9 protein-coding genes are annotated in these 12,397 nt (G+C 53.1%); 4 read left to right on the top strand and 5 right to left on the bottom strand.

Annotated elements, in window-relative coordinates:
* Positions 1–44 precede the first annotated feature (44 nt).
* The 3 genes from OGY68_RS00935 to tamA are packed head-to-tail and all read right to left on the bottom strand — an operon-like array spanning position 45 to position 5,898.
* Positions 45–389 carry a gamma-glutamylcyclotransferase family protein gene (locus OGY68_RS00935; RefSeq protein WP_003025723.1) on the bottom strand — a complete coding sequence of 115 codons (345 nt, stop codon included), beginning with the start codon at positions 387–389 and terminating at the stop codon, positions 45–47.
* A gap of 2 nt (positions 390–391) precedes the next feature.
* The gene (gene tamB, locus OGY68_RS00930) at positions 392–4,168 is read right to left on the bottom strand and encodes an autotransporter assembly complex protein TamB (RefSeq protein ID WP_057066564.1); all 3,777 of its coding nucleotides are present in this window, start codon (positions 4,166–4,168) and stop codon (positions 392–394) included.
* Positions 4,165–5,898 carry an autotransporter assembly complex protein TamA gene (gene tamA / locus OGY68_RS00925; protein ID WP_286616739.1) on the bottom strand — a complete coding sequence of 578 codons (1,734 nt, stop codon included), beginning with the start codon at positions 5,896–5,898 and terminating at the stop codon, positions 4,165–4,167. The genes tamB and tamA overlap by 4 nt, the downstream gene beginning before the upstream one ends.
* Positions 5,899–6,110: 212 nt before the next feature.
* On the opposite strand from tamA, the gene msrA reads away from it, so the two are divergent.
* Both msrA and paeA read left to right on the top strand, forming a co-directional pair.
* A complete protein-coding gene (gene msrA, locus OGY68_RS00920) occupies positions 6,111–6,749 on the top strand; it encodes a peptide-methionine (S)-S-oxide reductase MsrA (protein ID WP_057066566.1) in 639 nt (212 codons plus the stop codon).
* 272 nt (positions 6,750–7,021) lie between these two features.
* A complete protein-coding gene (gene paeA / locus OGY68_RS00915) occupies positions 7,022–8,362 on the top strand; it encodes a polyamine export protein PaeA (protein WP_003830418.1) in 1,341 nt (446 codons plus the stop codon).
* A 66-nt stretch (positions 8,363–8,428) separates the two neighbouring features.
* Here paeA and OGY68_RS00910 read toward each other — a convergent pair whose 3' ends face one another.
* Entirely contained in the window at positions 8,429–8,635 is a 207-nt protein-coding gene (locus OGY68_RS00910) for a DUF1107 domain-containing protein (protein WP_003025710.1), read from the bottom strand.
* A gap of 328 nt (positions 8,636–8,963) precedes the next feature.
* On the opposite strand from OGY68_RS00910, the gene OGY68_RS00905 reads away from it, so the two are divergent.
* Complete coding sequence (locus OGY68_RS00905) at positions 8,964–9,521, top strand: YtfJ family protein (protein ID WP_003830421.1); 558 nt, start codon at positions 8,964–8,966, stop codon at positions 9,519–9,521.
* On the opposite strand, the gene cysQ is transcribed toward OGY68_RS00905, so the two are convergent.
* Positions 9,511–10,251 (bottom strand): 3'(2'),5'-bisphosphate nucleotidase CysQ, encoded by a 741-nt coding sequence (cysQ, locus tag OGY68_RS00900; protein WP_057066569.1) that lies wholly within the window; start codon positions 10,249–10,251, stop codon positions 9,511–9,513. The two genes, OGY68_RS00905 and cysQ, sit on opposite strands and share 11 nt — an antisense overlap.
* Positions 10,252–10,439: 188 nt before the next feature.
* Between cysQ and cpdB the strand changes: the two genes are divergently transcribed.
* Positions 10,440–12,383 (top strand): 2',3'-cyclic-nucleotide 2'-phosphodiesterase, encoded by a 1,944-nt coding sequence (cpdB, locus tag OGY68_RS00895; RefSeq protein WP_057066571.1) that lies wholly within the window; start codon positions 10,440–10,442, stop codon positions 12,381–12,383.
* Positions 12,384–12,397 lie beyond the last annotated feature (14 nt).

Below are 12,397 nucleotides of genomic sequence, written 5' to 3'. Positions count from 1 at the left end.
AACGCCACCCGAAGGCGGCGTTGTTTATTCTGGTAGACGATATATCAGTACTGGTCTCTGTCTAACCAGTTACCGCTTTCAATCAGCGTTAAGCCATCAACCGGACGTTGGTACACGTACATCCATGCACTTCCGTACGGCGTTTGAATTAACTGGCGTGCGTATTCACCGCCACGGGTACGCAGAGCGTCAAGCTCTGCCAGCGTGGCGTTATCAATACGATAAACTTCCCCGTGTACTGTTCCATTTCCCGGAACCGCGCCTGGATAGTGGCCCAGGCTGTACAACTGGTAGTTATCGATACTGAAATTTCCCAGCAACAGGGCATTGGTCATCCAGTGGCTGTTGCCTTGTTTGGTTCGTAAACTGCCGTAGACAAATATTCGCATTGCTAAAACTCGAACTGATAGAGCAAATCAAGTGCCTGATCTACGCCAGACACTGCTTCCAGATATAGCTTAGGCATCAGACGATAACGTAGCGTGAGTGTCGCTAAGGAGTCAAATATACCCACACCATATTTCACCTGCAGACCTGGCAGTACGTATCCGCTGACAACCACCTGAGATGAGTCGCCCACCCCTTGCGTGTCCAGTGCCAGATTGCTTACGCCAAATGTCTCCCCGATTTTACCCACAACCTGACCACTTTGTGCAACCCCCAGACCAATAAGCATTGAAGTCATCGCTGCGCTATCGCTCTGTTCGCTATCCAGCCCTTGTCCACGTAGCAGGTAGGAAAGCGCCATTTGCTGCGACATTGCCGGGTCGGAGAAGATCTCCGCCTTCGGTTCATCGGCGGTACCGGTGACGCGAACGCCAGCGATCACGTCGTCTTCGGTGGCATCTGGGTTACGAATCGCTTCGATGTTGAGCAACGGCTGATCCGGCGGACCGGAGAACAACAGCTCGCCCTTACGCACAATCAGATCCTGACCATAGGCGTGGAAGCGACCGCTCGGGATATTAATTTGCCCGTTAAGTCCCAGACCTTGCTTATCCTGCACCACTTTCAGATCGCCCGTCAGACGCGCTTTCAGACCAAAGGCGTCAAGACGCACGTTGTTACCAACGTGGATGTTCAGGTTGCTGTTGATCGGAATGCCGGCGGTCTGCGGTTTCTCGGGCTGCAGGTTGTTGTTAAGCATGACCATATCGCTGGAAACCCCAACCGCACTTTCCGGCAGGTCATGTACCACGATACGCGCCCACGGCACATCCACGTTACCATCGAGAGTAAACAGGCTCGGCGTGGCTTCAAAGACCACGTCAGGCGATACGTCGAGGCGGACCATCGGCGGTACGGTAATACGTACCCTGCTGCCTTTAGCCGCGACACGCGCCCGCCAGTTGTCTATCTGACTCCAGTCGGCATCGCCGCTCAGGTTAATTTCTCCCTGCTGCGTACGCACCACGCCCGCCAGCGTTGAGCGTGTTCCATTGAAGTTAACGGCTAACTGGCTTGGCTGCATGTCAAACGGCATGAAGTTACCGTCGATATCCAGACCACTCAGTTGCAGCTGTCCGAGCAACTGCGGGCTTTGCACATCGCCGCCCAGCCGCAGGTTGGCGTTGATCATCCCTGCCGCTTTTTCACCGCGCGAGAAGATGGGGTTCACCATCGCCAGATTGAAGTTGCGAATATTGACGTTACCGCCCAGATTACGACGCCCTTGCGGGTCCGTTACCTGCACCTGTCCGTCAAACTGCCCGTTGTTGGTCAGACGAATCAGCCAGCCCAACTCGGCACGGTTGTTGTGCAGGTCGGCGGTCAGATTCAGCGTTTCAAACGCCACGGGGAGCGGGGCATCATTCACGCTTTGCGTGACCTTGACGTTACGTCCGCTCAGGGTGACCTGCCCCTGTGGCAGCCCCTCTTTGGTGGTGTCCCAGCTCACATCAGCTTTGCCAGTGAACACACCGCTGGCCTGGGTTGTCTCCGGCATAAACGGTTTTAGCATCGCCAGGTCGAAGCGGTTAAGATTCACCACCGCGCGACCTTCTGCACCGGCATCAATGGTTTGTGGTACGCACAGCTCCGCATTCGGGTTGTTCCAGCAGTGCGGTCCGATACTAATTTTCTGTTCCTGATTACGATAATCCAGCGCGATAGCCCGGTTGAGCGACCACGGACCGACCGGCGTCTGGAAGCGGGTATTGCTTAACTCCCCTTTCCAGCGCTGTTCTTTGCGATCAAAGCTCCCGGCAAGATCCAGTTGCCCTGAAACCGGCTCACCCTGAATGCGTAACTGCAGTTCATGCTGCTTTTCACTGCCTTTGGCGTTGAGCGTCACCAGACCAATATTCACGTCAGGTTGTACAATTCGCTCTACACGAACGTTGAGATTACCGGCGATTTGCTCGGCCGATTTCACATCGCCTTCGACGCGCACCTGAGCAACGGAAAGTTCCTGCCAGCGCAGACCACGGGCGGTAATATCCGCCAGCAGCTGTGGTGCTTCAACCGTACCGCGAACTTTTACCAGCCCTTTCGCCGTCCCGCCTAATCCCGGCAGCGCGTTATCCAGGCTTGGGGCATCAATCGTCGCGTCGAGGTTGAGGTCTTTAACCCCCAGTTCGCCTTTTACGTCCGCACTGTTGCGTCCCAGTTCCAGATGCAGGCCCGGAATCGTCCACTGCAGGTAGCTGTTCCCCTTCAGCGAACCGTTCACATTGACCTTGTTCTGCTTCACGTTGCCGGTCAGCTTCAGCTCCGGAACCTCCATCTGCCAGCTTCCGCCGTACAGACTGCCGCGCGTTTTCACCAGGCCATTCAGTTTTGACGGCCAGTCCGGGATCGCTTTCGCGGTATTGATACCATCCAGCGTTAGCTCCCCGCGCCAGCTGATCGCCTGCTGCCAGTCCACCAGCGCTTTCAGCTCGGTTTTCCCTTCCAGCGCCGCAACGCTGAGTTTGTCGAGATTAATCTGCTGCTCGTTGCCTTTGGCGTCCAGCGTGATGGTAGCTGGAGGAATATCCTGACCTTTCACGGCGGTACGCATCGACAGCGTATAGTCGGTCATCTTGCCGGTCAGTTTGAACTTGATGTCATCGGCCTGGAACTGTTTCTCACCGGTAAACGGCCAGTAAACCTGCTTACTCACCACCTCAATGTTGAGCGGCAATCCGGCTTCTGCCAGGCGCGTCTGAGCACGCAGGTCCATATCCACCGGACCAGACAGATTGACGCCGACTTCCAGCTGTTCGCGCAGCGCACCGCCGACCTTCAGCTTCACCTTTTCGCCTTTTAACGGGTCGATGTTTAGCGTGCTGTTTAACGTAATATCAACCGGCCACGTGTCGGTCAGTTGCGCCGTGCCGCTGGCTTTTACCGTTCCCTGATTCGAGTCGATATCCAGCGCGTCGAGCTTCATGTTGCCGTCTATGCTGCTCACTTTCAGCAGCATGCTATGTACCGTTAAATCCGTATCTCCGGTCACGCGCAGCTGCTCGCCGCGAAACTCTTCAATATTGAGATTGAGCGGCAGATGGACATCGGTCATTTCCGGCAGTACCGGCTTTGAGAACAGATCTTTTAGCGTTTCCCCGAGCGGCTTTTCATCCGGCTGCGGGTTTTGAATCTTCGGTTCGACAACCTCTTCCTGTGCCACTTCCGCCACTTTAGGCAGAGCAATCAGCAGCCCCTGTAATGACGTTGGCTTCAGCGTCAGCGTTTTTTCCTGCCAGTTCAGGCCGGAAGTAAAATCCAGCACTGAAACCGTGGTGTCATCGATTTTGATATTGATGTTGTTCAGCGCCACGCGCGAAAGCGTGATGGGGTAAGGCGTGGAAAGATTAAGCGGACCGCTCTCTTCTTCCTCAACCGGCGCGGATGGTGGCATCTTTTTGCTGTCGATCGCCACGTTGATGTTTTTCAGCGCCAGATCGTTGACGCACAGGCTGCTGTCCCACAGACAGTTAAGCCCCACGGCCAAATGCACTTCACCAGCATTCACCGCCACGCCAGGCTGGTCGTAGCGAATATTTTTCAGTGATAGATCCCGCCAGCCGCCGGTGACCTGACCAATTTCCAGACCCGGAACCCAACGATTAGCGGCTTTGAAGATCAGATGCAGGCCCGAGGTGGTACCGACGAGGAACGCCACCGTGCCTAACAACAGCAGGATAAAAACCAGCACGCCGAGGCTTATCTTCTTCCATAAACTCATAATTCAGGCCCCAGACCGATGTAAAACTGTAAACCATGTTCATCTTTGTCGCCGACCGGGACGGCAAAGTCGAGCTTGATAGGCCCAACCGGCGATTGCCAGCGTACGCCGACCCCGGCACCGGTTTTGAAATCGCTTCGGCGAATATCGCTGACCGCTTCACCGCTATCGACAAACATCGCGCCCCACCATTTACCGGTCACGTTGTACTGGTATTCCAGCGAGCCAGTTGCCAGCTTGGAGGCCCCTTTCAGCTTGCTGTCGCTGCCTTCCGGCGAAATAGATTTGTATTTGTAGCCACGAATACTGCGATCGCCCCCGGCGAAGAAACGCAGGTCCGGCGGCACTTTGTCGAAGTCTCCGGTTTCAATCCAGCCGAGATTACCGCGCATCACAAAGCGATGCCTGTCGTACAGCGTGCGGATCCAGACGTTTTGCGCCTGGAAAACGGAGAAATCAACATCTGAACCCCAGGCCGTGTTCGAGTAATCAATAGAGTAGCGCTGGGAATCGCCCCAGACAGGCATCAGGCCGCCGCGTGAACGCGTCCGGCTGATCATCACGCCCGGATAGAGCAGCATAGTGGTGTTGGTGACGTTACCCTGGGTAAAGTGGTCGAGGCTCCAGCGCAGGTTAATCGCGCGCTGCCAGCCGCTGGAGAGGTCCCAGTAGCGGGAAACCGCAAGCGTTGTGGAATCCTGCTCGGTGTCGTTTAAATCGGTACGCTTAAAGCCGCCCTGTACCAGGTAATACTGCTCCAGCGGGTTCTTTAACAGCGGCATTTTATAGCTGAAATCAAGCACCTGCTCTGGCGCCGAGATACTGGCGCTGGTCGTCAGGCTGTGCCCGTAGGAGTTCATCCACGGTTTTTTCCACGAGGTCTTCACCCGTGGCCCGACGTCAGTTGAATAACCGACCCCGGTTTCGATAGTGTTTTCGGTTCGCGGTGAGACCACGCCTTTCAGCGGCAGCACCTTGGTTTTGCGGGCTTTATCAAACTCCGGCGCGACGACCACGGAATTAAACCATCCGGTCGCCGACAGACGACGGTTCAGTTCGCCCAGATCTTTCGACTCGTACTCTTCACCTTCTTTAAAGGGCACCAGATTTTGCAGATACTCATCGCGAATTTGCGAGCCTTCAAAGGTGACATGCCCAAAGCGATAGCGTTCGCCGCTGTTGTAATCGATATCCCAGAACGCCTGGCGACGCTCAAGCGCTATCCCGAGCTGGCTTTTATTAAATTCACTATCGAAGTAGCCTTTGCGCAGCGCCACGCTGGTGAGTGACTTTTTGAAGTTGTCATAGTCCCCCTGATTCAGCACGGTGCCGATTGCCGGGCGCGTTTTCAGCAGATCCAGATAATCTTTATCCGTACGCGCGCCACCGCGCAAAATCACCTCGGTGCCACCAATCAGCACCGGCTCGCCGGGGGTCACTTTGGCAATCAGCACCTGGCGGCCTTTTGCCGGCGGTGGACGCAGTTCAAAATCAATGGTCGGCTCAAAGTAGCCCAGCGCTTTTAGCCCTTCGCGGATGGCATCATCAACGCGCGCACGAAAGCGTCGGTCTGGAGTGACTTCATCACTTTGAATCGTGGACAGCTGCGCACGGACGTTTTTCTCCAGCGGTCCTGATAATCCTTCGACCTGTAAGCGAACATTCGCGGCGGCGGCGGAGCCACTTAAGCACAGTAATCCCACCCAACATAACTGACGGATATGTGGCACATTTTCTCCTGAATATCCTTTTTTCCCACCCCTGGAAAAAAATACTATGCCGTTCCTCGGCTTAACAAAAAATCAACAATAAGAGTTGAAAAACAGACGACAACCCAAATATTTCTTATGTTTAACTCTAGACGTATTCACGCCGTTTATTGTGGGCAAAGACGCGTCTCGTTACAACCTTAACCCAAATGACTGATTTCGGGAGAACGGCCATGAGTTTATTTGATAGAAAGCATCTTGTTACTCAAGCAGATGCGCTACCTGGACGCAACACCCCGATGCCAGTGGCAACGCTGCATGCGGTTAACCAACATTCGATGACCAACGTGCCCGACGGTATGGAGATGGCTTATTTCGCCATGGGATGCTTCTGGGGCGTTGAACGTTTATTTTGGTCATTGCCAGGGGTCTACAGCACGGCGGCCGGGTACACCGGCGGCTACACCCCAAACCCAACCTATCGTGAAGTGTGTTCTGGCGATACCGGGCATGCCGAAGCGGTACGCATCGTCTATGACCCGCATGTTATCAGCTACGAACAACTGCTGCAGGTGTTCTGGGAAAATCACGACCCGGCTCAAGGCATGCGTCAGGGGAACGACCAGGGCACGCAGTATCGCTCCGCCATTTACCCGTTAACGCCGGAACAAACCGCCGCCGCACAGGCCAGCCTTGAACGTTTTCAGGCAGCAATGACCGCCGCAGGCGACGAGCGCACCATTACCACGGAAATCACTACGGCAACCCCGTTCTATTATGCCGAGGACGATCACCAGCAGTATCTGCACAAAAATCCTTACGGATATTGTGGCATTGGTGGTATTGGTGTTTGCCTGCCGCCACAAGGATAATTTCCCCCTCTGGCGACTTTACAGTGCCTTACGCTATACTAGCTTCTGAATTTACCGGCTCACTTCCACGAGCCGGTTTTCAATGAATATTCCATTGGATTTATACTCTAAGGATTTCGAGTTGCAGGCAGGCGGCAAACTCGTGAATCCCCAGGAGCACAGAAAACTATGTGACTGGGGTGAATGAGTGCAGCTAACGCACCTGCAGCTTGAAAGACGACGAGTATCAACTTCTCCCTTCCGAGGATCTGACCCGAACGGTCGGATAAGATATGTTAAACAGTATTTTAGTCATTCTCTGCCTGATCGCCGTGAGTGCGTTTTTCTCGATATCTGAGATCTCGCTTGCTGCATCACGCAAAATAAAACTTAAACTGCTTGCCGATGAAGGCAACGTAAACGCACAACGTGTTTTGAAGATGCAGGAAAACCCCGGCATGTTTTTTACCGTCGTGCAAATTGGCCTTAACGCGGTCGCCATTCTCGGCGGTATCGTCGGTGATGCAGCATTCTCCCCGGCGTTTTACAGCCTTTTCTCGAAGTACTTCACTCCAGAGCTGTCCGAACAGTTAAGCTTTATTCTGTCGTTCTCGCTGGTTACTGGCCTGTTCATCCTGTTCGCGGATTTAACCCCGAAACGCATCGGTATGATTGCGCCAGAAGCTGTGGCTTTGCGTATCATCAACCCGATGCGCTTCTGCCTGCTGGTCTTCCGCCCGCTGGTGTGGTTCTTTAACGGTCTGGCAAACAACATTTTCCGTCTGTTTAAGATCCCAATGGTGCGTAAAGACGACATCACCTCGGACGACATTTACGCCGTGGTCGAAGCGGGTGCGCTGGCGGGTGTTCTGCGCAAGCAGGAGCATGAGCTGATTGAAAATGTATTCGAACTGGAATCCCGTACCGTCCCGTCTTCAATGACCTCGCGCGAGAATATTATCTGGTTCGATCTCCATGAAGATGAGCAAAGCCTGAAGAATAAGGTGGCGGAACATCCGCACTCCAAATTCCTGGTGTGTAACGAAGATATCGACCACATCATTGGCTATGTCGATTCAAAGGATCTCCTCAACCGCGTACTGGCAAACCAAAGTATGGCGTTGAACAGTGGCGTACAGATCCGCAATACGCTGATCGTCCCGGACACGCTGACGCTCTCTGAAGCGCTGGAAAGCTTCAAAACCGCAGGCGAAGACTTTGCCGTCATCATGAACGAGTACGCGCTGGTGGTGGGGATTATCACGCTCAACGACGTTATGACGACGCTGATGGGCGATCTGGTAGGCCAGGGTCTGGAAGAGCAGATTGTGGCACGCGATGAAAACTCATGGTTAGTCGACGGCGGTACACCGATTGATGACGTGATGCGCGTGCTGGATATCGACGAGTTCCCGCAGTCCGGCAACTATGAAACCATTGGCGGTTTTATGATGTTTATGCTGCGTAAAATCCCGAAACGTACCGACTCGGTGAAGTATTCAGGCTACAAATTTGAAGTGGTGGATATCGATAACTACAAGATCGATCAGCTGCTGGTGACGCGTCTGGACAGCAAACCTACTGTTCTGGTACCAAAACTGCCAGATGCAAAAGAAGAGGCAAAGGCGTCTTAACGTCTTACAGAAACATCAACGGCTCCCATCAGGAGCCGTTTTTTTAACTACTGCATAGCACTTTGATCAAGCCATCTCAGTTTGCAGACGCAAGACCTGACGGTTAACTTCGGACATCACGGAAAAATGCAGTTTGTCCTTCACTTTTGGGATAAGAATCTTACCCTTATCAAATTCAAAAGCGCCTACATCCTTGATATATAACCGTCCACGAAACAGGATCTTCACGTACTTCGCCACCTGCAGCGGGTTGTATCGTTGGAAAATTTTCATTGTTGTCTCCTGCTGAGCATTACGCCTTTGCGGTACCACAATCGGTCCGACAATCCTCAGGCGCAAATTTTAATGCCCTATGACTATAGACTATCTCGTTGATGTTTCCAGCGTGTATAAGTTTATTTACCTTCAAGTTACAATTATTCAGAATTATCTTTTCAACGCTTCGCTGTCTTCAGTATAAGCCTTCATTTTTCGCAGGATTTGTGCGCCCGTCCGCAAACTGGCATCGCGCTTGCGGGAAAAAGCATCATTCGCACATATGATTAAATTCCAGACCCAAGTGGTCGGATCACCTGCAAAATAAAAGAAAGAAGGAAAACCTATGACCTTACGAAAACTGCTGGCGCTGTCGTGCCTGCTACTGCCGATGATTGCCTCCGCACATAAGTTTGAGACTGACCAGCGCGTACCGCCGGTGGGGATCGCCGATCGCGGCGAACTGATTCTCGATAACGATAAGTTTAGCTACAAAAGCTGGAATAGCGCGCAGTTGCCTGGGAAAGTGCGAATTGTGCAACACATTGCCGGACGCACCTCCGCCAAAGAGAAAAACGCGACGCTGATCGAGGCAATCAAGGCGGCCAACCTGCCGCATGACAAGTACCAGACCACCACTATCGTCAACACGGATGACGCCATTCCCGGCTCCGGTATGTTTGTGCGCAGCAGTCTGGAGAGCAATAAGAAGCTCTACCCGTGGTCGCAATTCATTGTCGACAGCAATGGCATTGCGCGTAAAGCCTGGCAACTGGATGAAGAGAGTTCCGCTATCGTCGTACTCGACAAGGACGGACGCGTGCAGTGGGCAAAAGATGGCGCATTAACGCAGGAAGAGGTGCAGCAGGTAATTGCCCTGCTGCACAAATTACTCAGTAAATAGAGACGCGGAAGCCGGGGTTGAGGAACGATTCACGTGGGGTGTAATCCAGAGGTTTCCCCTGCCAGTCGTGAACGTGCGCTCCGGCTGCGGCGGCAACGGCATGGCCAGCGGCGGTGTCCCACACGTTGGTTGGCCCAAAACGCGGATACAGCTGTGCGTGCCCTTCCGCCACCAGGCAGAACTTCAGCGATGAGCCAATCGAGGTGGTCTGGTGCTCGCCCAACTGTTGCAGATACTCTTTTAACTCATTGTCGGCATGCGAGCGGCTAATGACCACCAGCGGCGGACGCGCGTCACGAACCTGAATTTGTTTGCGTACGCCGCACTCTTCTTTCCACGCTTTACCTTCTGCTGCGCTGTACATCACTTTCATTACCGGCGCGTAAACCACGCCCAGAACCGGCTTTCCTTTCTCGATCAGCGCAATATTGACGGTAAATTCACCATTACGCTTAATGAACTCTTTGGTCCCGTCCAGCGGGTCCACCAGCCAGTAGCTCTGCCAATGCTGGCGAACATCCCAGCCAGGAGGCGCCTCTTCAGACAGAACCGGAATATCCGGCGTCAGCGCCAGTAATCCTTCGAGGATCACCGTATGTGCGGCGATATCTGCCGCCGTGACCGGAGAATCATCCTGCTTGCTGGTAATCTCCATCGGTTTGATTCCATCGTAGACCTGCATAATGGCATCGCCCGCGTTCCGTGCAAGCTGGCATACATGTTCTAGCATTCTCCACCTCGTTTCTGTCAGTGGTGTTAACTCGTTGTTTTACTTATACCCGATCGTCAGGGGATCCGCCAACTGTGATAGCGTCTGCGGTTTTAAACGCTATATTCATGTCATGATTCACAGTTCTGTAAGCAAGAAGATTTATATACATTTTCTTTTGTGGCTTAGATCTTAAAAGGATGCCCCTGATGATTAAGTTTAGTGCAACGCTTCTGGCAACGCTGATTGCAGCCAGCGTCAATGCCGCGACCGTCGATCTGCGTATAATGGAAACCACTGATTTGCATAGCAATATGATGGATTTCGATTATTACAAAGATACACCGACTGAAAAATTCGGTCTGGTACGTACGGCAAGTCTGATCAACGCTGCGCGTGGTGAAGTCAAAAACAGCGTGCTGGTTGATAATGGCGATCTGATTCAGGGCAGCCCGCTCGGGGATTACATGGCGGCCAAGGGGCTGAAAGCGGGCGAAACTCACCCGGTATATAAGGCGCTGAATACCCTGGATTACGCGGTGGGTAACCTCGGCAACCATGAATTCAACTACGGTCTGGAGTATCTGCACAACGCGCTGGCCGGAGCGAAGTTCCCTTACGTTAACGCCAATATCATCGACGTGAAGACCAAAAAGCCGCTGTTTACGCCTTACTTGATCAAAGACACTGAGGTGGTCGACAAGGAAGGGAACAAGCAGACGCTGAAGATTGGCTATATCGGCTTTGTGCCACCGCAGATTATGACCTGGGATAAAGCCAACCTCAGCGGCAAAGTCACGGTGAACGACATTACGGAAACTGCACGCAAATACGTTCCGGAAATGAGAGAAAAAGGCGCCGATGTCGTGGTGGTGGTTGCTCACTCCGGGCTTTCTGCCGACCCATATCAAACGATGGCGGAAAACTCCGTTTATTACCTCAGTGAAGTACCGGGCGTGGATGCCATTATGTTTGGTCACGCTCACGCCGTCTTCCCGGGTAAAGACTTTGCCAATATTAAAGGCGCAGATATCACAAAAGGTACGCTGAATGGGGTTCCTGCGGTGATGCCGGGTATGTGGGGCGATCACCTGGGCGTGGTGGATTTAGTGCTGAATAACGACAGCGGTAAATGGCAGGTCACTCAGGCGAAAGCCGAGGCACGTCCGATCTATGACGCCGCAGCCAAAAAATCACTGGCAGCAGAAGACAAAAAAATCGTTGAGATCCTGAAAGCTGATCACGACGCCACGCGTGAGTTTGTCAGCAAACCGATCGGTAAATCCGCCGACAACATGTACAGCTATCTGGCGCTGGTACAGGATGACCCGACCGTACAGGTGGTGAACAACGCGCAGAAAGCCTATGTAGAACACTTTATTCAGGGCGATCCGGATCTGGCAAAACTACCGGTACTTTCTGCCGCCGCGCCGTTTAAGGTCGGTGGACGCAAGAACGATCCGGCAAGCTTCGTAGAAGTCGAAAAAGGTCAGTTAACCTTCCGTAACGCCGCTGATTTGTATCTCTATCCCAACACTCTGGTGGTGGTGAAAGCCAGCGGTAAAGAGGTGAAAGAGTGGCTGGAATGTTCTGCCGGGCAGTTCAATCAGATTGATATCCACAGCAGCAAACCACAGTCGTTGATTAACTGGGATGGCTTCCGTACCTATAATTTCGACGTGATTGACGGCGTGAATTATCAGATTGATGTTTCACAACCTGCTCGCTACGACGGTGAATGTCAGACCATTAACCCGAAAGCGGAACGTATTAAAAATCTGACCTTTAACGGCAAACCAATCGATCCGAATGCCACCTTCCTCGTCGCGACCAACAACTACCGCGCCTACGGCGGTAAGTTTGCCGGAACCGGCGACAGCCACATCGCGTTTGCCTCTCCGGATGAAAACCGCTCGGTGCTGGCCGCGTGGATTGGTGCTGAGACGAAGCGTGCCGGTGAAATTCACCCGGCGGCAGATAACAACTGGCGTCTGGCGCCAATTCATCGCGACACACCACTGGATATTCGCTTTGAAACATCACCGTCTGATAAAGCCGCGGCATTTATTAAAGAGAAAGGCCAGTATCCGCTGAAGAAAGTCGCGACCGATGACATCGGTTTCGCTATTTATCAGCTGGATTTAAGTAAGTAATTTTCGTGCCGGAT

Origin of the sequence: Citrobacter sp. Cpo065, assembly GCF_030332805.1 — a bacterium.
Taxonomy (GTDB): Bacteria; Pseudomonadota; Gammaproteobacteria; order Enterobacterales; family Enterobacteriaceae; genus Citrobacter; species Citrobacter portucalensis.
This window is presented reverse-complemented; position numbering and strand designations above follow the sequence as displayed.